At 69.7% G+C, this 20,479-nt stretch carries 20 protein-coding genes and 1 pseudogene; 9 read left to right on the top strand and 12 right to left on the bottom strand.

Annotation, left to right across the window (positions count from 1 at the left end; genetic code table 11):
- Positions 1 to 23: 23 nt before the first annotated feature.
- Positions 24 to 290: an acyl carrier protein gene (locus tag Q2100_RS07175; protein ID WP_302913438.1), complete on the bottom strand. Its 267-nt coding sequence runs from the start codon at positions 288 to 290 to the stop codon at positions 24 to 26.
- 222 nt (positions 291 to 512) lie between these two features.
- On the opposite strand from Q2100_RS07175, the gene Q2100_RS07180 reads away from it, so the two are divergent.
- A complete protein-coding gene (locus Q2100_RS07180; protein WP_407667593.1) occupies positions 513 to 1,850 on the top strand; it encodes a phosphatase PAP2 family protein in 1,338 nt (445 codons plus the stop codon).
- A 6-nt stretch (positions 1,851 to 1,856) separates the two neighbouring features.
- Here Q2100_RS07180 and Q2100_RS07185 read toward each other — a convergent pair whose 3' ends face one another.
- The 5 genes from Q2100_RS07185 to Q2100_RS07205 form a co-directional block, all read right to left on the bottom strand.
- Complete coding sequence (locus tag Q2100_RS07185; protein ID WP_302913439.1) at positions 1,857 to 2,069, bottom strand: hypothetical protein; 213 nt, start codon at positions 2,067 to 2,069, stop codon at positions 1,857 to 1,859.
- Between the two features lie 97 nt (positions 2,070 to 2,166).
- Positions 2,167 to 3,342, bottom strand: a complete 1,176-nt coding sequence (locus Q2100_RS07190; protein ID WP_302913440.1) for a cytochrome P450 — start codon at positions 3,340 to 3,342, stop codon at positions 2,167 to 2,169.
- On the bottom strand, positions 3,339 to 4,859 hold the full coding sequence (gene mhpA / locus Q2100_RS07195) for a bifunctional 3-(3-hydroxy-phenyl)propionate/3-hydroxycinnamic acid hydroxylase MhpA (RefSeq protein WP_302913441.1): 1,521 nt from the start codon (positions 4,857 to 4,859) through the stop codon (positions 3,339 to 3,341). The genes Q2100_RS07190 and mhpA overlap by 4 nt, the downstream gene beginning before the upstream one ends.
- Entirely contained in the window at positions 4,856 to 5,791 is a 936-nt protein-coding gene (locus tag Q2100_RS07200) for a fumarylacetoacetate hydrolase family protein (RefSeq protein WP_302913442.1), read from the bottom strand. The genes mhpA and Q2100_RS07200 overlap by 4 nt, the downstream gene beginning before the upstream one ends.
- Positions 5,788 to 6,930, bottom strand: a complete 1,143-nt coding sequence (locus Q2100_RS07205) for a VOC family protein (protein ID WP_302913443.1) — start codon at positions 6,928 to 6,930, stop codon at positions 5,788 to 5,790. The genes Q2100_RS07200 and Q2100_RS07205 overlap by 4 nt, the downstream gene beginning before the upstream one ends.
- A gap of 126 nt (positions 6,931 to 7,056) precedes the next feature.
- On the opposite strand from Q2100_RS07205, the gene Q2100_RS07210 reads away from it, so the two are divergent.
- Complete coding sequence (locus tag Q2100_RS07210; protein WP_302913444.1) at positions 7,057 to 7,719, top strand: TetR/AcrR family transcriptional regulator; 663 nt, start codon at positions 7,057 to 7,059, stop codon at positions 7,717 to 7,719.
- A 2-nt stretch (positions 7,720 to 7,721) separates the two neighbouring features.
- Here the strand turns inward: Q2100_RS07210 and Q2100_RS07215 are convergent, their stop codons facing one another.
- Positions 7,722 to 8,087 carry a hypothetical protein gene (locus Q2100_RS07215; RefSeq protein WP_302913445.1) on the bottom strand — a complete coding sequence of 122 codons (366 nt, stop codon included), beginning with the start codon at positions 8,085 to 8,087 and terminating at the stop codon, positions 7,722 to 7,724.
- A 112-nt stretch (positions 8,088 to 8,199) separates the two neighbouring features.
- Complete coding sequence (locus Q2100_RS07220) at positions 8,200 to 8,664, bottom strand: lipoprotein LpqH (RefSeq protein ID WP_264011595.1); 465 nt, start codon at positions 8,662 to 8,664, stop codon at positions 8,200 to 8,202.
- A gap of 131 nt (positions 8,665 to 8,795) precedes the next feature.
- Here Q2100_RS07220 and Q2100_RS07225 point away from each other — a divergent pair, with 131 nt between their 5' ends.
- Positions 8,796 to 9,704, top strand: a complete 909-nt coding sequence (locus Q2100_RS07225) for a haloalkane dehalogenase (RefSeq protein WP_302913446.1) — start codon at positions 8,796 to 8,798, stop codon at positions 9,702 to 9,704.
- Here Q2100_RS07225 and Q2100_RS07230 read toward each other — a convergent pair.
- A complete protein-coding gene (locus Q2100_RS07230; protein WP_302913447.1) occupies positions 9,701 to 10,114 on the bottom strand; it encodes a lipoprotein LpqH in 414 nt (137 codons plus the stop codon). The two genes, Q2100_RS07225 and Q2100_RS07230, sit on opposite strands and share 4 nt — an antisense overlap.
- Before the next feature lie 69 nt (positions 10,115 to 10,183).
- On the opposite strand from Q2100_RS07230, the gene tgt reads away from it, so the two are divergent.
- The 4 genes from tgt (at position 10,184) to hpnE (ending at position 15,410) form a co-directional block, all read left to right on the top strand.
- Positions 10,184 to 11,419, top strand: a complete 1,236-nt coding sequence (gene tgt, locus Q2100_RS07235) for a tRNA guanosine(34) transglycosylase Tgt (RefSeq protein WP_302913448.1) — start codon at positions 10,184 to 10,186, stop codon at positions 11,417 to 11,419.
- Between the two features lie 107 nt (positions 11,420 to 11,526).
- Complete coding sequence (locus Q2100_RS07240) at positions 11,527 to 12,744, top strand: saccharopine dehydrogenase family protein (RefSeq protein ID WP_302913449.1); 1,218 nt, start codon at positions 11,527 to 11,529, stop codon at positions 12,742 to 12,744.
- Positions 12,745 to 12,754: 10 nt separating this feature from the next.
- The gene (locus Q2100_RS07245) at positions 12,755 to 14,059 is read left to right on the top strand and encodes an acetyl-CoA hydrolase/transferase family protein (RefSeq protein ID WP_302913450.1); all 1,305 of its coding nucleotides are present in this window, start codon (positions 12,755 to 12,757) and stop codon (positions 14,057 to 14,059) included.
- Positions 14,052 to 15,410 carry a hydroxysqualene dehydroxylase HpnE gene (hpnE, locus tag Q2100_RS07250; RefSeq protein ID WP_302913451.1) on the top strand — a complete coding sequence of 453 codons (1,359 nt, stop codon included), beginning with the start codon at positions 14,052 to 14,054 and terminating at the stop codon, positions 15,408 to 15,410. Before Q2100_RS07245 ends, hpnE begins: the two co-directional genes overlap by 8 nt.
- Here hpnE and Q2100_RS07255 read toward each other — a convergent pair.
- Both Q2100_RS07255 and Q2100_RS07260 read right to left on the bottom strand, forming a co-directional pair.
- Positions 15,397 to 16,188, bottom strand: coding sequence for an amino acid ABC transporter ATP-binding protein (locus Q2100_RS07255; protein WP_302913452.1), 792 nt, complete (start codon positions 16,186 to 16,188; stop codon positions 15,397 to 15,399). The genes hpnE and Q2100_RS07255 overlap by 14 nt on opposite strands.
- Entirely contained in the window at positions 16,185 to 17,588 is a 1,404-nt protein-coding gene (locus Q2100_RS07260; RefSeq protein WP_302913458.1) for an ABC transporter permease subunit, read from the bottom strand. The genes Q2100_RS07255 and Q2100_RS07260 overlap by 4 nt, the downstream gene beginning before the upstream one ends.
- 234 nt (positions 17,589 to 17,822) lie before the next feature.
- On the opposite strand from Q2100_RS07260, the gene Q2100_RS07265 reads away from it, so the two are divergent.
- Positions 17,823 to 18,914, top strand: coding sequence for an FHA domain-containing protein (locus Q2100_RS07265; protein ID WP_302913453.1), 1,092 nt, complete (start codon positions 17,823 to 17,825; stop codon positions 18,912 to 18,914).
- Positions 18,915 to 18,923: 9 nt separating this feature from the next.
- Here the strand turns inward: Q2100_RS07265 and gluQRS are convergent, their stop codons facing one another.
- Entirely contained in the window at positions 18,924 to 19,805 is an 882-nt protein-coding gene (gene gluQRS, locus Q2100_RS07270; RefSeq protein WP_302913454.1) for a tRNA glutamyl-Q(34) synthetase GluQRS, read from the bottom strand.
- A gap of 54 nt (positions 19,806 to 19,859) precedes the next feature.
- Between gluQRS and Q2100_RS07275 the strand changes: the two are divergent.
- Positions 19,860 to 20,479: pseudogene (locus tag Q2100_RS07275) on the top strand (HNH endonuclease); the annotation flags it as partial.

Here is a 20,479-nt window from a genome sequence, read left to right on the forward strand (position 1 = left end):
GGCACCGCGGACTCTGTCGCGCTCTAGGCCACCTGCTGCTGTTGCTCGGCGACGGCGCTGCCGATGAAATCGGCGATGTGGGACAGCGTGGGGTAGTCGAAGATCATCGTCGGGTCGACGTCGATGTCGAAGTGCAGTTCGACGTCACCGACCAGGCTGATCGCGTGCACCGAGTCGACTCCCATCTCGGCGAGCGGAACCATGGGGCTGATGGTGGTCACCGGCACCTCCAGGTAGGACGCGAGCCGGGCGGTGAGCCAGTGGAGGATCGGGCGGCGGTTCGTGGTCATCTCGGACTCCTCAGGTCGTCTGCGTGGGCTTGAGGTCAATGGTCTTCGCGCGGCGCATCTTCGGTAATCGCGCGGAAGCCAGAGTTCTGTCCTCGGCGGGAAGGCTTTCCTAGCCGTCGGGTAAGGGGCCGTCGGGTAGGGGCCGTCGGCGAGGCATCCGGTCCGGGTGCTTTCTCCGGGTCTGCGCACGCTGCCGCCGGTTCGCCACCTAACATTCATGTGGTGTTCTTCGGCGACGCGCGACGACTGCGGTTGCCGGTGCAGTCGGCGCGCACCTGGGTGACGATCGCCGTCACAGCGGTCGTCCTATTTCTGATCGGGCTGCAGGTCGTCGCGATAGCCCTCGGGTTCCAGGGTCCGCTGCACAGCCTGATCAGCGATTACGTCGCCACCCCGAAGTCGGCCACCGTCGGCTGGGTCGCCGTCGGCGTGGCGATCATCGGACTGTCGAACCGCAACCGGATCATCGTGCTGTCGCTGGCCGCGGCGACCGACGTGGTGTTCGCTCTGGAACGGGCGCTGCGCGGCGGTGTGCTCACGGTGGGCAACGGACCGATGATCGTGCTCACCGGGTTGGCCGTGGTGGCGTTGCTGAAGTTCAGCGGCGTCGAACGCACCAACGCGCTGCGCGGTGTCGCCTGCGGCGCCCTGCTCGTGCTGGCCACGAAGGCCGGCGACGCGTGGCTGACCATCACCGCAACTCTCCGGCCGGCGGTGCTCGACGAGTACGCCCTGATGGCCGATCACGCACTCGGGCAACCATCGTGGTTGATGGGCCAGATCGTCGAAGCGGGCGGCCCGCCGCTGACCGCCGTGCTGCACTGGGTGTACATCGAGTTGCCCGTCGCGGCGATGATCGTGGCGCTCTACCAGTTGCGCAACGTCCGCACCGGCGTGTGGCCGCGGCACTTCCTGATCCGGACATTCCTGGTGCTCGGCCTGGTCGGGCCGGCCATCTACGTGCTGTTCCCGATCGTGGGTCCAGCGTTTGCGTTCGGCAGCGAGGGTGACGGCTTCCAGCTCGGGAACTACTGGCCGCACGCGCTGCCGCCTGCCCTGACGCCGGAGGCCTTCGCGTTCGACGGCTCGACACCGCGCAACTGCATGCCGTCCATGCACACCGCCTGGGCGCTCGCGGTCTTCATCCACTCCCGCGGTGGGCCTCGGTGGCTGCGCTGGGGCGGCACATTCTGGCTGGGGTGCACCGTCGCGGCGACGCTCGGCTTCGGCTATCACTACGGCGTCGACCTCGTCGCGGGCGCGGTGCTGTGCATGACCGTCGAGTCGGCGCTGCGCGAACCGGTCTCGGGCCGCGGCCGGTCGTCGGTGCAGTTGGTCGCTTCCGGGGCGGCGTTCCTGGTGGTGCTGTTGGTGTGCTGCCGGTACTTCGCCGAGGAGATGGCCCGCTACCCGATGGTGTTCGGCCCACTCACCGTCGGGGCGCTGGTGGTCTTCGGTATCGCGTTCTACGCGACCTTCTTCGCCCGTCGGGCCGGCGCCGACGCCGCGGTCGTGCAGGCCCCGGCCGGGACGGCGTCGACTTCACGCCTGGTTCGGTGACGTCGGCTACCTGCCGTTGAGGGAGAGCCCGTACTCGTACTCGTATTCCAGCGCGCGGCGCCTGACGCTGGTCCTCGAGCTGCTCGGGCTCTCGGAGCTGTGAGCCACGTCTTCGTGGGTGTCGGCGGCAGGTGTGGCGGTGGCCGTTGCGGCCGAGCCGATTCCGGCGACGGCCATGGCCACCAGTGCGGCGATCACGCCTGTGCGTAACGATGTCATGAGGAGATGGTCCCGTTCGCTTCTCATCCGCGTAATCGCCGGCAGGGCAGACTTTCCCGACGGGACGACAGGTTCTCCTGTCTTCCCGGCAAGGCGCCTACGCGGGGACCAGCCTGATCGGCAGCCGCTCGTGGCGGCGGATGATGTTGTTCACCGCCCACACCGGTTCGCCGGTGACCTCGATGCGGTCCACCCGCTCGAGCAGCGCCCGCAGCATCGCGGTGGTCTCCAGCCGGGCCAGTCCCTGGCCCGCGCAGGCGTGGGCGCCGTTGCCGAAGCCGACGTGCCTGCCCGCGTCGCGGCGGATGTCGAATGTCTCCGGGTCGTCCCACTCCTGCTCGTCGCGGTTGGCCGACGCGTACATCACCAGCACCCGCGCACCCGCCGGGATCGCGGTACCGGCAATGTCGGTGTCGGTCCGCACCCGCCGGGCGAACGCGCGCAGCGGCGACTCGTAGCGGACCACCTCGTTGACGGCCTTCGGGATGAGCGACGGGTCCTCCTTGAGCAGCCGCCACTGCTCGGGATGGGTGGCCAGCAGGTACAGCGCGTTGGAGATCGCGCTGACCGTGGTGTCCAGCGACGGCGCGATGTAGTCGACCAGCAGCGCCGGGCACTCGGCGTGCGACAGCAGGCCCTCGTCGGCCGCGCGCAGGAGTTCGTCGGCCATGCTGCCGTCGAGCACGGTGCGGTCACGCACCACCCGCCTGGCGAACCGCAGCATCTGCACTGTTCGTGGAATCGCCTTGCACGCCTGCCAATTGACGGGGCCGAGGATGTCGAAGGTCGCGCCGCCCCAGTCGATGAGGTGGGCACGCTGATCGCGTGGCCAGCCGACGAGGTCGGGGACGACGGCCAGCGGCAGTGTCGACGCCAGCTCGACGGCGTCGACGGATCCGCGTGCCACCGCGCGGTCCACCACCGTCGAGGCCCGGCGATCCACCTCGTCGCCGATGTCGCGCAACGCCCGCGGCATCAACCGGTGCGCCACCAGCTTGCGTCGCCGGGCGTGCTCCTCGCCGTCACTGGCGAGCGTGGTTCCGTTGGACAGCCGGTTGCTCAGCGGGTTGAGGGCCACACCGCCATCCGATGCGAACAGGGCGTCGTCCCGCAGTGTCGCCTTGCACTCCGTATACCGCGGCAGCGCGTAGACCCGGTGGCGGGCCGACCACACCACGGGTCCGAGCGCGCGCATCCGCCGGTAGTGCGGGTACGGGTTGACGATCGCCTTCCTGGTGTAGAGGCCGGGCCGGTAGACGGGAGTCGCGCTCATCGGGTTCGCCCCGCCGTCGAGCGAAGGGCGGGAAGCGATTCGAACAGCGCTGCGGTGTCGCGCCCGGCACGCATCACGGTGCGATCGGGCCGGACGACGGCGACCGTGGCGTGGCCGCGGTGCAGCCACTCGGCGACCTCGCCCCCCGGCTCGGCGACGTGTACGACGGCGCCGGCCCGCTCGGCGAGTGCGGCATCGGCCGCACTCAGCGGTGTCGCGGAGACGACGGCGAAACCAATGCCCAGCGCGCTGTCGAGCCTTTGGCCGTCCGAAACAATGGGATTGGGGCACAGTCGGCCCCCGAGCCCGCGGACCTTCCGGCGCACGAGCGGCGACCGGTGCAGCCGCGGGGTCTGCGAGTCCAGCAGCTTGGCGCCGATCGCGGGGATGCGGTGTAGCCGGGGGACCACGGCACGGCGGGCCAGACTGCCGAGCTCGCCGCCCGCGGTCATCGCGCGGCCGACGTTGAGCGCCAGGCCGATCATGTGCCGGGCGTGCGGTTTGCGCTCCTGCTCGTAGGTGTCGAGCACGCCGCGCGGAAGGGTGTCCGTCAGCACGCCCGCCAACTTCCACGCCAGGTTCATCGCATCGCGCAGGCCCGCGCCGAGGCCCTGTCCGACGAACGGCGGCGTCAGGTGCGCGGCATCCCCGAGCAGGAACGCATTCCCGCGGCGCCAGCGGTCGGCGATCTGGGCACGGAACGTGTACTCGGTGACGCGCAGGACGTCGAGTTCGTGGTCGGGCACGCCCGCGGTCCACGGCTCGATCAGCGGGCGCAGCGCGGTGAGCGACTGATAGTCCGCCGCGGATTCGCCTGTGCGCAGGCGGAACTCCCAGCGGTACCGGGTGTCGCCGATCCGCATGTACGTGGCGGCCCGGTCCGGGTCGCACACCTGGTGCACGCCCTCCCACTGCCGCAGGTCCTCGGCGGTGGCGACGTCGACCACCAGCCAGCGCTGCTCGAACTTCAGGTCGCGCATCGCGGAGCCGATCGCCGCGCGCACCAGGCTGTTGGCGCCGTCGCAGCCCAGCACGTAGTCGGCGGTGATCACGTGCCTGCGTCCGTCGGTGCGGTCGACCGCGGTGATGCGTGCGGGTCCGACGGTCCCGGCGACGACCTCGACGACCTCGACACCGCCGAGCAGTCGCGCGCGGGGGTGCCGCGCCAGGTTGGCCCGCAGCAGTGTCTCGAGCTCGGGCTGGTCGAACATGTTCGCCTGCGGGAAGCCGTTCGGGCTGTGGCGCGGGTCGCGGCGGAACTCGGCGAGCACGGTGAGATCGCGGTCGAGGAGCCGCAATCCGAGACCGGGGCGGGAGAGGGCCATGAACTCGTCGGCGACACCGAGCCGGGCGATGATCCGGCACACCTCGTCGTCGAGGTGGACGGCGCGGGGCTGCGGGTAGACCGCGGTCCACCTGTCCAGCACCAGCACCTCGACGCCGTACTGGGCCAGCAGGGTGGCCGCGGCGACGCCGGTGGGGCCGGCGCCGACCACCGCGACCGGGACGTGGGTCACGCGTATCTCACCCGCAGCCGTTGCGTGGAGAGGTCGACGGCGCCGTCGTCGGTGGCGACCGAGGCCTCGACGACGTCGCCGTCGCGCAGGTATTTCGGGTTGGCGGCCTGGCGCTTGAAGAACGCCTTCCACTTGACCGCGGGCGGCAGCAGGCTCCCGATGATCTCGATCGGCTTCGGCGGGGCGCTCAGGGCGGTGCCTGCCGGAGTGCCGGTCAGGACGAGGTCACCGGCGGCCAGGTTCTGGAAGCGGGTCAGCGACTGCAGGGCCTGCAGCGGGCGGTAGAGCATGTCGCCCTCGACGAGTGCGTTCTGCCGTTCCTCACCGTTGACCGACAGCCGCAGCCGCAGGTCGCCGAAGCGCTTCAGCTCGTCGGCGTCGACGAGGACGAGTTCGGGGCCGACCGGGGTGAACGTCGGGTAGGACTTGGCCTCGTAGAACTGGGTCTGCGGCAGCTGGATGTCGCGGGCGGAGACGTCGTTGGTGATCACCAGGCCGGCGATCACACCGGGCAGGTCGGCCTCGGACAGCCGGGTGCCGACCGGGATGTCGCGCCCGATGACGAGGCCGATCTCCACCTCGTAGTCCAGGAACCGGACGTGCGAGGGCCTGACGATGTCGGCGAAGGGGCCGCTGATGGACGCCGATGACTTGCGAAAGAAGGTGAGCGGCACCGTCTTCGGGTCCATGCCCGAGTCCTTGACGTGGGATTCGAAGTTGGTCATCTGCGCCACCACCCGGCACGGCGCGGTGACGGGGGAGAGCAGCTCGAGGTCGGCCGGCGGGACGGATTCGCCCGCGGCCGCGGCGTCGATGGCGGCCCGGTCGGCCAGCAGTTCGGCGGTCGACCCGGCGGTGGTGGCGATGCGCGCGGCGCCGGATGCGGTCTTCACCCACCAGGCGTCGGCGGTGCGCAGCACGGATGTGGTCATGAATTGGCAACTTTCAGTAGGCCGATCAGGCGGTGGACGTCGAACTCGTTGCGGTCGCGCAGGGCGGTGATCATCGACGCGGCTTCGTGCCGCGCAGACCGGGGTGTGGTGCCGAGGAAGTCGCGGGTCACCGGTGGCCCCCACTGGGAGAGCCCGGATGCGGTGAACGGCGCCCAGCCGGGTTCGAGGGTGTCGTCGAACATGTCGCCGTCGGCGAAGTGCTCGACGAGAAAGCCGTCGGGGTCGCGCCAGTAGTCGAACAGCTGGCTGCCCTGGATGTGGCGGCCGATACCCCACGACCGCAGATAGCCGCGCTCACTGAGGTATTCACCGCCGGCGGCGAGCGCGTCGAGGTCGGTGACCTGATACGCCGAGTGCACGTACCGGTTCGACGGTCCGAGCGCCAGCGCGAGGGTGTGGTGGTCGGCGGGCGTCGCGCCGCGGTCGCAGCGGATGAAACTCATCGTCGGCCCGCGGTCCCGCTGGCCGGGGAAGTACAGGAAGTCGCTGACGATCATCCCGAGGTTGTCGAGGTACCAGTTCAGCGTCTGCAGGTAGCGGGTCGACTGCAGCACCACATGCCCCAGTCGCTGGATCCGGGCGGGCACCCGCGGCGGGCGTTGCGTCGCGTTGACCCGGTGCACGGTCCGGCCCGCGTTGACGGTCAGCGGCGGCTGCGGCGGCATGGTGGGCAGCTCGTGCATGCCTGCGACGACCTTGACCGGCATGCCGCTGGGGTCGACGAGGTCGACGGCGATGCCGCCGATGGACTCCGGGAGGGGCAGGACCGGGCGTCCGGCGGCGTCGGCGAGGCGGAGCACGTCGACCTCGTCGGCGGCCCGCAGCGCCAGGCCGGCGAACCGGGTGCGCTCGCCGTGGCGCAGCAGCACGCACGGTGCGCCCGCGTCGGTGCCACGGAGCTCCAACCGGTCGGGGTCGCGCAGCGCCGTCTGGAATCCGAATGCGCGGGCGAACGCCTCGGCCCGGGTGAGGTCGGGTTTCTCGAATTCGAGCCACGCGATGTCGACCACCTTGATGACCGGGTTGCGGGCCCGGCCGGGGTGCTCGCCGCGGCGTGCACCGTCCTCGCTGTGCAGCTCTTTGTGCACGTCAGCCGGGCGGCTGAGCTTCAGCGCCATGGCGACCTCCTCGTCTAGTGACGAAATCGTCACATGCGACGCAACGCTCAGTCAAGTGTTGCTGACGAAATCCTCAGATCTGACTGAAGCTGCTATGGTGAGGCGGTCGCAGGAGGGTGGAGGTTCATGTCGAGTCGGTCCGAGACCCCGGTGAGCCGTTCCGAGCGCCGCAAACAGCGCACCCGCGCCGCACTCGTCGCGGCCGCCCAGGCGTTCATCGCCGCCGGCCGGCTGAACGCGCCGGTACTCGAGATCACGCAGGCCGCCGACGTCGGCATGGGCTCGTTCTACAACCACTTCGACAGCAAGGAGCAGTTGTTCGAGGCCGCCGTGACCGAGGTGCTCGACGCGCACGGCGCCCTGCTCGACGACTACACCGCTTCGATGGACGATCCCGCGGAGACGTTCGCAGCGTGTTTCCGGCTGACGGGCCGGCTGTTCCGGGCGCGGCCGCAGGAGAGCCAGGTCCTGCTCGCCAACGGGATGTCGCTGCTCAGCTCGGATCGCGGCCTGGCCCCGCGGGCGTTGCGCGACATCCGTGCCGGGGTCGCGGCAGGCCGGTTCCGAGTCGAGGATCCCGAGCTGGCGCTGGCCGTCGCCGGCGGGGCACTGCTCGGGCTGGGCAATCTATTGCGGGCACAACCCCAGCGGGACGACGCTGCGGCCACCGACGTCGTCACCCGCGACGTGCTGCGGCTGTTCGGGATGACCGACGCGCAGGCGCGAGAGGTGTGCGAGCGGCCCTTGCCGGAGATCCCGGCGCTGCAGCGCTCCGACTCGGTCGCCTGAGGTCAGTAGAACGACGGGTTGAAGTCGTGGCGCCAGCTGCCGCCGATGCAACTCAGCGGCAGGCCGTCGGGAGACTGGGCGACACCGCTCTCGCCCTCGCACGACGAACTGTTGGTACGGATGCCGACGAGCGGTCCGGACGCCCGCCAGGTGTTCGGGGTGCCGCACCTCAGCGTGTTGCCCGAGGCGTCGAGGCCGTAGACCCAGCGGGTGCCGCCGTTGCACGGGCCGCCCAGTTCGACGCCGCGGTTGACGTAGGAGACGCAGTCCGCGCCGTCGCAGGTGGTGCTCGGCGGCGCGGCGTAGGCGGTCGCAGCGGGCACGGCGATCAGTCCGCCGGCCAATGCCAGCGCGGCCAGAATTCTCATGCGCATCAGACTAGGCCCTCGGCTCGTGCTGTTCGGCGGGTTCCGCCGGTCTCGGGAGACACAAACGGCGGCGCCCCGATCGGGGACGCCGCCGACGTGCTGTGGCTGGGAACTACGGGCAGGTGACACTCAGTTCGAACGGCTTGGTGATCTGGCCCGCCATCGGGTTGGCCATGTCGACGCCGGTCGCGTTGCCCTTGATCGTGTAGGTCTTGTCGTCCTTCTCGACCTCGGCATTGCCCTGGCCGGTGCCCTCCTGGTAGGCGAGCGTCACGCCGTTGACATTGCCAAGGCCGACCGACCGGACGACGGGTTCGTCGCCCTCGCTGATCACCGCGCCGATGCCGCCGGTGGCCTGGCCGAAGCCGATGTTGAGGTTGCCGCCCATCGAGGTGCAGGCGACAGTGCCCTGCAGCTGCTGCTCCTGGCCGTCGACCGTCAGCTTCGTCTCACCCGTCCCCGACGAGCTCGATGCCGACTCCGTCGCCGAGCTCTCCTTGGAATCCGACGAACAGCCCGACAGGCCGGCGATGACCAACGCCGCGCCTCCCACAGCGATCACAAAACCGCGATTCACACTGCTCTCCTTTTGTTGTGCGGCCCGTCAACGCCGGGCCATCCTGAGCAGTATTGCCCTGCCCCACCGCTGTGGTGCGTGTTTGTTCCAAATTCGCCGTGCCATGGACGGGTGCCGGTAACTTCGCCGTCATGCAGGCCTTGCGCACGCCGGACGAGCGGTTCACCGATCTGCCGGAATTCGCCTACCCGCCACGGTATTGCGAGGTCGACGACACCGAAGGCGGACGGCTGCGGGTGGCCTGGGTCGAAGACGGTCCGGCACAGGCCGATCCGGTGCTGATGCTGCACGGCGAGCCGTCGTGGTCCTTCCTGTACCGGCGGATGATCCCGATCCTGGTGGCGGCCGGGCATCGGGTCATCTGCCCGGATCTGGTCGGATTCGGCCGCTCCGACAAGCCCACCCGCATCGAGGACCACAGCTACGCCCGCCACGTCGAGTGGATGCGCGCGGTGGCCTTCGACGAGCTCGACCTGCGGCGCGTGACACTCGTCGGCCAGGACTGGGGTGGGCTCATCGGCCTGCGGCTGGCCGCCGAACACCCGGATCGCTTCGGCCACATCGTCGTCGCCAACAGCGGGCTGCCCACCGGCGACGTCCCGATGCCCGACATCTGGTGGCGGTTCCGCGAGGCGATCCAGGGCATGGACACCATCGACGTCGGGCGATTCGTGCAGTCCGGATGCGTCCGGCCGATGGACGACGCCGTGCGCGGCGGCTACGACGCCCCGTTCCCGGACGACTCCTATTGCGCGGGACCGCGTGCCATGCCGGGCCTGGTGCCCACCGCCCCCGACGATCCCGCGTCGGAAGCCAACCGGGCGGCGTGGAACACCCTGCGCGACAGCGAGACCCCGATGCTGGTGGCGTTCAGCGACAGCGACCCGATCACCGGCGCGATGGGCCCGATCCTGCGGGAGCAGATGCGCGGCGCCCAGGGCGTCGACCACCCCACGATCCGCGGAGCGGGCCACTTCCTGCAGGAGGACGCCGGCGAGGAACTGGCCGAGGCGATCGTCAGGTTCCTCGCAGCGGGCTAGGGGCAGGTGGCCTCGACCTCGAACGGCATGTCCACCGGGACGTCCGGGTTCGCCGGGTCGGTGCCCATGCCGGTGCCCGTCACGGTGTACCCGGCCTCGTCGCGGGTGACCTCGGCCGGCGTCGCCGCCACGCCCTGCAGGTAGGCCAGTGCCGCGCCGCCCGATCCCACCTCGCCGATGTTGACGGACTCCACCACCCCTCCGTCCACCACGACGGTCGTCTTCTTCTCGCCGTCCAGGGTGATCGTCGCGCGCGCACCGTCGACCGCGCACTGCACGCCGGTGACCGCTCCGACGTCGTTCCCGCCCAGCACCACCCTGCCCTGACCGGTCGGGGCCTCGGACGAGCAGCCGGCCAGTGCGGCGACCAGGGCCGCGCAGCAGGCGGTGAGAGCGAGTCGGGTGTTCACGAGCACCGAGTATGGGGGCCGGTGGGGTCGCGCCGTAAATCCCCAGGCCGCCGGTGTTGAATACCTGACGTGGACGAGCGGTTCTTCACGGTCGAGGCGGAGCTGCCGGGGCAGTTCGGCCGGGTCGGTGTCATCCACACCCCGCACGGCGACATCCAGACGCCGGCCTTCATCGCGGTGGGCACCCAGGCCACCGTCAAATCGGTGCTGCCGGAGTCGATGAAACAGCTTGGTGCACAAGCCGTGCTGGCCAACGCCTACCACCTGTACCTGCAGCCGGGGCCCGACGTCGTCGAGGCGGCGGGCGGCCTCGGCGCCTTCATGAATTGGCCGGGCCCGACGTTCACCGACAGTGGCGGGTTCCAGGTGATGTCGCTGGGCGTCGGGTTCAAGAAGGTGCTCGCCATGGACACCGACCGGCTGCAGGCCGACGACGTGATCGCCGACGGCAAGCAGCGGCTGGCGCACGTCGACGACGACGGTGTGACGTTCCGGTCGCATCTCAACGGGTCCATCCACCGTTTCACCCCGGAGGTGTCGATCGGCATCCAGCAGCAGCTGGGCGCCGACATCATCTTCGCCTTCGACGAGCTGACGACGCTGGTGAACACCCGGGCCTACCAGGAGCAGTCGGTGGAGCGCACGCACGCGTGGGCGGTGCGCTGTCTCGCCGAGCACCACCGGCTCGCCGCGGCCCACCCGCAGCGCCCCCGGCAGGCGCTGTTCGGCGTGGTGCAGGGCGCACAGTACGAGGACCTGCGGCGGCAGGCGGCGCGCGGGCTGGCTGACATCGGCAGGCAGTCCGGCCCCGCCGAAGGCCTCGGTTTCGACGGTTACGGGATCGGTGGGGCGTTGGAGAAGCAGAACCTCGCGACCATCGTCGGCTGGGTCAGCAGTGAGCTGCCCGCCGACAAGCCGCGGCACCTGCTCGGCATCAGCGAGCCCGACGACCTGTTCGCCGCCGTCGCGGCCGGCGCCGACACCTTCGACTGTGTGTCGCCGTCACGGGTGGCCCGCAATGCCGCGGTGTACTCGGCCGGCGGCCGGTACAACATCACCGGATCGCGCTACCGCCGCGACTTCACGCCGCTGGACGACGAGTGCGACTGCTACACCTGCGCGCACTACACCCGGGCCTACCTGCACCACCTGTTCAAGGCCAAGGAGATGCTTTCGGCGACGTTGACCACCATCCACAACGAACGCTTCATCGTCCGCCTGGTCGACCGGATCCGCGCGGCGATCGTCGCCGGTGAGTTCGACGAACTGCGTGAGCACGTGCTGGGGAGGTACTACTCGCGCTGAGCGACCCCACGACGTAATCCGTCGCCGTTCCGCGGTAATGCGACGGTTTCATCGCCGGAAGGCGCTAAGCTCGCCGAAATCCGCACACATTGGGTACGGTCTTGCCCATGCGGATTCTTCTTGTCGGTGCCGGCGGTGTCGGTGCGGCGTTCTGTTCGATCGCCGTGCGGCGGGACTTCTTCGAGCAGGTGGTGGTCTGCGACTACAACGAGGCCAGTGCGCAGCGTGCCGTCGCGTCGGTCGGCGACCAGCGGTTCAGCGCCGCCCAGGTCGACGCGACCTCGGCCGACGCGGTCGCCGACCTGGTTCGCGAGCACCGCATCACCCACGTGATGAACGCTGTCGACCCGCGATTCGTGATGCCGATCTTCACCGGAGCCCTCGCCGGGGGCGCGGACTATCTCGACATGGCGATGAGCCTGTCGCAGCGCCACCCCGACCAGCCCTACCAGCTCACCGGCGTCAAGCTGGGCGACGAGCAGTTCGCGGTGGAGCAGGACTGGGCGGCGGCCGGCCGACTGGCGCTGGTCGGCATCGGCGTGGAGCCCGGGCTCTCCGACGTGTTCGCGCGCTACGCCGCGGACCACCTGTTCTCCGAGATCGACGAGCTCGGCACCCGCGACGGCGCCAACCTGACCGTCGAGGGCTACGAGTTCGCCCCGTCGTTCTCCATCTGGACCACGATCGAGGAGTGTCTGAATCCTCCGGTGATCTGGGAGGCGGACCGCGGCTGGTTCGTCACCGAACCGTTCAGCGAGCCGGAGGTGTTCGACTTCCCGGACGGCATCGGACCGGTCGAGTGCGTGAACGTGGAGCACGAAGAGGTGCTGCTTATGCCGCGCTGGGTCAAGTGCAAGCGCGCCACGTTCAAGTACGGCCTCGGCACCGAGTTCATCGACATGCTCAAGGCGCTGCACAAGCTGGGCCTCGACCGCACCGAGAAGGTGACGGTCGGCAGTGCGAACGGCCCCGTCGATGTCAGCCCCCGCGACGTCGTCGCCGCCTGCCTGCCCAACCCGGCGACCCTCGGCCCCAAGATGAAGGGCAAGACCTGCGCCGGGCTGTGGGTGACGGGGACCGGCAAGGACGGCAACCCGCGCTCGACGTACCTGTACCACGTGGTGGACAACGAACAGACGATGGCCGAGTACGGCCACCAGTGTGTTGTGTGGCAAACGGCCATCAATCCCGTTGTCGCACTTGAACTCCTGGCAAACGGCACCTGGAGCGGGCGCGGCGTGCTGGGGCCGGAGGCGTTCGACGCGCAACCGTTCCTCGACCTGCTGAACGAATACGGCTCACCCTGGGGCGTCAAGGAACTGTAGTTTCGGGCGCATGCCCCAAGAGCTCACCGCCGAGCAGGCCGCCGCACGACTGACATCCGCCGACACGTTGGGGATCCCACTCGGCCCCGGCCAGCCCCCCGCGTTCCTGCGCGCACTCGGGGAGCGGGAGGACTGGACGGATCTCCGGGTCTTCGGCGCACTGCTGGCCGTGATGACCGACCTGTTCACCCGGGAGGGTGTGCACTACCGGTCGGGGTTCTACGGCCCCCTCGAGCGGGCGCTGCTCGGCGCGGGAGCCCGGGTTGAGTTCGCGCCCGCGGACTTCCGCCGCTTCGGGCCGCTGCTCGAGCGTCAGTGCCCGCGGGTGATGACGACTGTCGCCGCGCCGCCGGACGGCGACGGCTGGTGCTCACTCTCGCTGCACGCGGGCGGGACCATCGACGAACTGCGGCGCGCGGGCGCCGATCCCGACCGGCTGCTGGTGGTCGAGGTGTCGGAGGCCTACCCGCGCACGTTCGGCCTCGGTGAGCAGCACCGCCACGCCCTGCACGTCGACGAGATCGACATCTTGGTGGCCTCGAGCGACGCGCCGCTCGAATTGCCGGGAGGCGACGCGGAACCGTCCGACGCCGACCAGGCCATCGCGAAGCACGCCGTCGGCTTCATCTCACCGGGGGCGACCCTGCAGGTCGGAATCGGCTCGATTCCCAATCAGATCGCGACGCTGCTGGCCGAGGGCGATGGCGGCGACTACGGACTGCACAGCGAGATGTTCACCGACGGCTGCATGAAGCTGCACCGCGCGGGCAAGATCAGCAATGCGCGCAAGGGCCAGTACGACGGTGTGAGCGTCACGACGTTCGCCTTCGGCTCCAAGGACCTCTACGCCTGGCTGGACGGCAACACCGACGTCGCGTTCCTCCCGGTCGAGATCGTCAACTCGCCGGAGGTCATCGCCGCCAACGACGGCATGATCTCGATCAACGGCGCCCTCGCGATCGACGTCCAGGGTCAGGTCGTCGCCGACACCATCAACGGCGACCAGTTCAGCGGGATCGGCGGCGCCGAGGACTTCGTGGCTGGCGCCGGACTCGAAGTGTCGGACCGCTCGCTGATCTGCCTGCCCGCGACGTACACGAAGGACGACGAACTCCGCTCGCGGATCGTGTCGGCCTTCGGCCCCGGCGCGCTGATCACGACGCCACGCCACCACGTCGACGTGATCGTCACCGAGTACGGCGTCGCCGAACTGGAAGGTCTCACCGTCCGCGAGCGCGGTGAGGCACTGGCCGCGATCGCACACCCGAAGTTCCGCGACGAACTGCTGGCCGCATCCGAGGGCACGAGTGCCTGACGACGACCGCCGCTTCGTCGTCATCGGAGGCGGTCTCGCCGGCCTCGCCTCCGCGGTGTGGCTGGCCGAGGCGGGCAGGGACGTCACGCTGCTCGAACGCCGCGGGCAGCTCGGTGGGCGCACGCACGCGATGCGCGCCGACCTCGTCGACGACGTCCCGGACAACGGTCAGCACGTCGTCGCGAGCGGATACCGGAACCTGTGGCGCTACCTCACCAGTGTCGGCACCCGCCAGTACATCGAGTTCCCGAAGCGCTCGACGCTGCGCTGGCCCGACGGCCGCAAGACCACGGTGCAGACCAGCGGAATCGGTGCGCTGCGAACACTGTTCGGTGTGCATCCCGACGCCGGTGTCCTCGACCGGTTGCGTGCCGCCCGCGCCACGATCCGCCTCGGTGTCCAGGCGCTGCGCCAGCCCGCGGACCTCGCCGACCTCACCACAGAGCAGTGGTTCGAACGGGTGGGGATGCCGGCCACCGCGCGAGAAGCGCTGTGGGACTGGCTCGCCCTCGGCATCGCGGCCGAACCGGTGTCGCGTGAGTCGGCGCGGGTGTTCGCCAACGTGCTGGCCACCGGCATCCGCCTCGGCCTCCGGCACCGCGTCCCGGTGACCATCGGCTACCCGACCGTGGATCTCGGCACGCTGTACATCTCGGGCGCCGTGAAGGTGTTCGAGGAGCGTGGCGTCACGGTGCGGTACCGCACGGTCGCCAGGCGCATCGTCATCGAGGACGGCGCCGTCACCGGGGTGCTGCTGGCGGACGGCACCACCGTCCCGGCCGACGCGGTGATCTGCGCGGTGCCCAACTCGGCGATCGGCGGACTGCTCGACGACCTTCCGGAGCACGCCGAGATCTACGCGGCGGCAGACAAACTGGGGTATACCCCGATCGTCAGCACCAACCTCTACCTCGACCGCCCGCTGGGCACCGAATCCGCGTTCGAGGGGCTCATCGGCGGCACCGGCATCATCGACGAGGTGTTCGACCGGCAGATCATGCACGGCAGGCGCACCGACCGGGCGTGGCTGTACTGCCTGACCACCAGCGGCGCCTACGAGCAGATCCACAAGAGCAACGACGAGATCGTCGACGAGCAACTGGCGCTGCTGCGTCGCTACTACCCAGCTGCCGTGGACGCGAAAGTGGTTCAGGCGCAGGTGGTCAAGATGCCGAAGGCGACCTTCTCGCAGGTGGTCGGCACCGATGCGCTCCGCCCGCCGCAACGCACGTCGGTGCCGTCGCTCGCGCTCGCCGGGGACTGGACGGCCACCGACTGGTCGGCGACGATGGAGAGCGCGGTGCAGAGCGCGGCGAGGGCCGTCGACCTGGTTCTCTCTACAGAGGGTTGAGGATCCGGTCCAGGAACTGGCGGGTCCGCTCCTCCTTCGGGTCGCCGATCACCTCGTCGGGGGTGCCCTGCTCGAGGATGATGCCCTGGTCGGTGAAGAGCACCTGCTGGGAAACCTGCCGGGCGAACTGGATCTCGTGCGTGACGATCACCAGGGTCCAGCCCTCGACGGCGAGGTCCTTGATCACCGACAGCACCTCACCGACGAGCTCGGGATCGAGCGCGGAGGTCGGTTCGTCGAACAGCACCAGTTTCGGTTTGAGCGCCAGCGCCCGCGCGATGCCGACGCGCTGCTGCTGACCGCCGGAGAGCTGGTACGGGTACTGGTCGCGTTTGTCGGCGAGGCCCACCTGGCCGAGCAGTTCGACAGCCTCGGCCTCGACCTCGTCGCGGGGTCGCTTCTGGACGATCAGCGGGCCCTCGGTGATGTTCTGCAGCACCGTCTTGTGCGGGAACAGGTTGTGGCTCTGGAAGACGAAGCCGCTGCGCGACTGGAACCGGCGCACCTCGGGTTTGGGCACCGGGGTGGAGAAGTCGATCTCGACGTCGTCGACCCTGATCACCCCGGCATCGGCTCGATCGAGCGCGTTGAGGGTGCGCAGCAGCGTGGTCTTGCCGGAACCGGACGGACCGATGATCGCGGTCGCCGTGCCCCGCTCGACGGTGAACGAGACGCCGTTGAGGACATTGTTGTCGCCGAAGGCTTTGTACACACCCTTGGCGACGACGCGGTAGTCGGTCTCGGACTCGGTCTGAGATCCGGTCGGGGAGTCGGTCATCGGGCTACGAACCTTTCCAGTCGGCGTTCGAAGCGGTTCTGGGCGAACGACAGCACCAGGCAGATCACCCAGTAATACAGCGCCGCGGTGCCGTACAGGGCGAAGAACTCGAAGGTCGGCGCCGCCACGTTCTGCGCCGTCCGGAACAGTTCGGTCACCAGGATCACCGACGCCAGCGACGTGTCCTTCACCAGCGAGATCAGGGTGTTGGACAGCGGCGGCACGGCGACGCGGGTCGCCTGCGGGAGGATGATCCGCCGCAGCGCGCCGGTGTAGTTGAAGCCGATGGTCTCGGCTGCTTCCCACTGACCCTTGGGAATGCTCTGGATCGCCGCGCGGATGATCTCCGCGGCGTAGCCGCCGACGTTGAGGCTGAACGCGATCACCGCCGCGGGGAACGGGTCGATCCGCACGCCGATCTGCGGCAGCGCGAAGAACACGATGAACAGCTGCACGAGCAGTGGCGTGCCGCGAATGATGGAGATGTAGAAGCGCGATACACCTGCCAGCAGCCAGTTCGACGACAGCCGGCCCAGCGCCACCACCAGGGCGATGACGAGACCGATGGCGAAGCTGATGATCGTCAGCGGGATGGTCATGGTGAGCGCGGCCTTGGCCAGCGGCCAGAGGTTGTCGGCGATCAGTCGCCATGTGCTCTGTGGCGGCGGCTTGGACAGGTCGATGGTGAGGTACTTCTGCGACAGCTCCGAGAGCTTGCCCTCGGCGCGCAGTTCGTTGAGGGCGCGGTTCAATTCGGGCAGCATGCCGCTGTTCTTCCGGGCGGCGAAGGCCTGCTCACTCGTCTCGCCCGTGTTCGCGGCGACCTTGATCGGAGCGTCGGGACGTTCGGACAGGTAGGCCTGCACGCTGAGGGTGTCGTTGACGACGGCGTCCACCCGGCCGTCGTTGAGCACGGCCATCGCCTGGGCGAAACCGTCGACGGAGACGATCCGCGCGCCCGCCTGCCGTGCCACGTCCGCCCAGTTGCTGGTCGGGCTTTGGGCGGCGCGCTTGCCCTTCAGGTCGGCCAGGGACGTGATGGAGGTGTCGTCGGCGCGGGTGACGATCACGCCCTCGGCGGTCGAATAGGGCTCGGAGAGATCGTATTTGGCCTCCCGCTCCGGGGTGATCGTCACCTCGTTGGCGACGATGTCGAAGCGGTCGGCTTCCAGGGCGGCGAAGATGGAGTCCCACGACGTCTCGACGAACTCGACGCGCACCCCCAGCTTGTCGCCGACGGCGCGCGCCACGTCCACGTCGTAGCCGGCGAGTTGGCCGCCCTGCGCGGGGTCGTGGAACGAGTAGGGCGGGTAGATGCCCTCGGTGCCGACGCGAAGCACCCCCGCGGCGGCGATCGGTTCGTCGCTCTCGTTCTCCGAGGACGCGCACGCCGACAGCATCAGCGCGGCGAGCAGGAGCACCGGCAGAAGGGCTCTTCGTAGGGAGTGCACCGGCGGACGCTAGCAAGCCGGCGGCGCCATAAGAAGAGTTCTGCTCACGTCGTCATCGATGACGACGTGGCCGGGTCGGCATGCACGGACTCCCCGCGGCATCCAGCAATTCGCGTGCATAATCACTGTCAGCGGTGCCTGATCACCATCGGCACAGAATGCGGCGAGAAGAAGCGGGAGGAAATGGCCGGACGCGAGCCTCCTGAGCTCACCATCATGTGCGCCGACCATGCCCCGCACACCATCCGCGCCAGCGCGGGCGCCATCACCGTCGGCCGCGACCTGCCCGCCCACATCCGCATCGTCGACCAGCGGGTGTCCCGCACACACCTTCTCATCGAGCCCGCGGGAGGCGCCTGGACGGTCACCGACGCCCACAGCACCAACGGCACCTTCCTCGACGGCGAACGCATCGAGGGCCGGGTCGCCGTGACCGACGGCCTCACCGTCCGGATCGGCCATCCCGACGGCATCGCCGTCACCTTCAAGCTCGCACCGTCCGACGTTTCCGCAAACAAGCCACCGACGTTGCCGCAGACCCGGCACGGCGACCAGGAGATCGACACCGACGAGATCGATCCGCGCACCGCCGTCGCGGGCGCCGCCGTCAGGGCCCGGCGAGAAGAGCTCGGCTTCTCCCGCCAGGACCTCGAGGACGACGGGGTGATCGGCACGGTCGACCTCGCCGCCTTCGAACGCGGCGCCGCCTGGCCCGGCGAGGGCGTGCGGGCCAGGATCGAGAAGACGCTGAAGTGGCCGGTGGGCACCCTCGACCGGGTGCACTCGGGCGGGACCGTTCCGGACGAACCCGACGAGACGACCGAATTCATCACCGAGAGTGTGCGTATCGCGGTGCTCGTCGACTCGTACGAGCTGACGCTGAGTGCGATCAACGCCAGGGCGGCGGCCCTGTCGGTCGTGGCGTCGGCGACGTTCGACGACGACGCGGCACTGCTGGCGGACCTGCGCCGGCTCGAGGCGTCCGTCGCCGACACGCTCCGCGGCGCCAAGGAGACGTCGGCGCTGGTGCTGGTTCTCAGCGCCGTGCGGCGCACCTACCGCCAGCTGGTCTCCCGTGCCGCAGGTGCGCCCGAGGCGCCGCTGAGCGTGCGGCTGTATGCCGCACGGCGCGAGGCCGAACTCACTCCCGACGAGACGGCCACCGCCGCGGGTGTCGACGCGCAGGTGGTCGCCGACGCCGAGGCGGATCGCGAGATCAGCGCCGTCGCCGTGGCCGCGTTGGAGGCGTTCCTCGCCGAGCTCGCCGGCCGCTGAGCGAAATCGCTACCCGGGCAGATAGATCCACGGTTCGCGGGGAAGCGCCGCCGGGTCGAACCGGCTTGCCAGCTCGGTCAGTGTGGCTGCCGGCCGGCCGAGTGACTCCGCGATCTGCGCGACGGCGCGGTCGACACCGATCTCGGCAAGGGTGACCGCGCCGTCGCGTTTGGCCAGCCGGGCGCCGTCGGCGTTGAGTACGAGCGGCACGTGGGCGTAGGTCGGTTCGGGGTGACCGAGCAGTCGGGCCAGGTATGCCTGTCGGGGCGAGGACGCCAGCAGGTCGTCACCGCGGACGATCTGGTCGACGCCCTGGGCGGCGTCGTCCACCACCACCGCGAGGTTGTAGGCGGGTACGCCGTCGCCGCGCCGGACCACGAAGTCGTCGACGACGCCGGTGTATTCGCCGTGCAGCAGGTCGGTGACCGTGTAGGTGTGCACGTCGGTGCGCAGCCGCAGCGCAGGCGGCCGGTCGGTTTCGGTGCGTCGGCGACCGCGTTGCGCGGCGGTCAAATCCCGGCAGGTGCCCGGGTAGGCACCCTCCGGCGCGTGAGGCGCCCTCGGTGCCTGCGCGATATCCTTTCGGCTGCAGTAGCATTCGTAGATACGGCCGGCGCCGGCCAGCTGGTCGACGACGGCGTCGTAGCGCTCGCGGTGCTGTGACTGCCACTCCGCGGGGCCGTCCCAGGTGAGCCCGATGGCCGCGAGGTCGTCGAGTTGGCGCTGCGCCACATCGGTGCGGGTGCGGTCGTCGAGGTCCTCGACCCGCATCAGGAAGCGCCTACCGGTGGAGCGGGCGAACAGCCACGCGAGCACTGCGGTGCGCAGGTTGCCGATGTGCAGATCGGCCGACGGGCTCGGCGCGAACCGGCCCGCGGGGGTGCGGGTCACGACCGCAATCTAGCCGGAACCGGCTTGTCGGTGGGTGTCAGTATGATCGAACACATGTTCGAGGAGTTGGCGGCGGTGCCGTTCGGGGCGGACGAGGCCCGGTTGCATGCGCGGTTGGCGGAGTTGGAGACGGCCAAAGCCGCGTGCGCTGCGGGGCAGGCGCGGGTGGCCGCTGAACTGGACGCTGTGCGCCGTGCGCGCGAGGCCGCCGAGGGGGTGCCGGCCTCCAAGCGGGGTCGGGGTTTGGCCACCGAGATCGCGCTGGCGCGGCGGGCGTCACCCAATCAGGGTGGCCGGCATCTGGGGTTGGCCCGGGCGTTGGTCCATGAGATGCCGTGCACGCTGGCGGCGTTGGAGTGTGGGGTGCTCACCGAGTGGCGGGCGACGATCATCGTGCGGGAGTCGGCGTGCCTGTCGGTGGAGCACCGCAGGCAATTGGACGCCGAATTGTGCGGTGAGATGGCCCGCCTCGAAGGGTGGGGAGACGGTCGGATCGAGGCCGAGGCGAAGAAGATCGCCTACCGGTTGGATGCGCAGGCGGTGGTGGACCGCGCGGCCAAGGCGCCCAGTGAGCGGACCGTGACGACGCGGCCCGCCCCCGATTGCATGGTGTACGTGACCGCGTTGCTGCCGGTCGCCCAGGGAGTGGGGGTGTACGCCGCGCTCAAACGTGC

Origin of the sequence: Mycolicibacterium arseniciresistens (assembly GCF_030519285.1) — a bacterium.
Taxonomy (GTDB): Bacteria; Actinomycetota; Actinomycetes; order Mycobacteriales; family Mycobacteriaceae; genus Mycobacterium; species Mycobacterium arseniciresistens.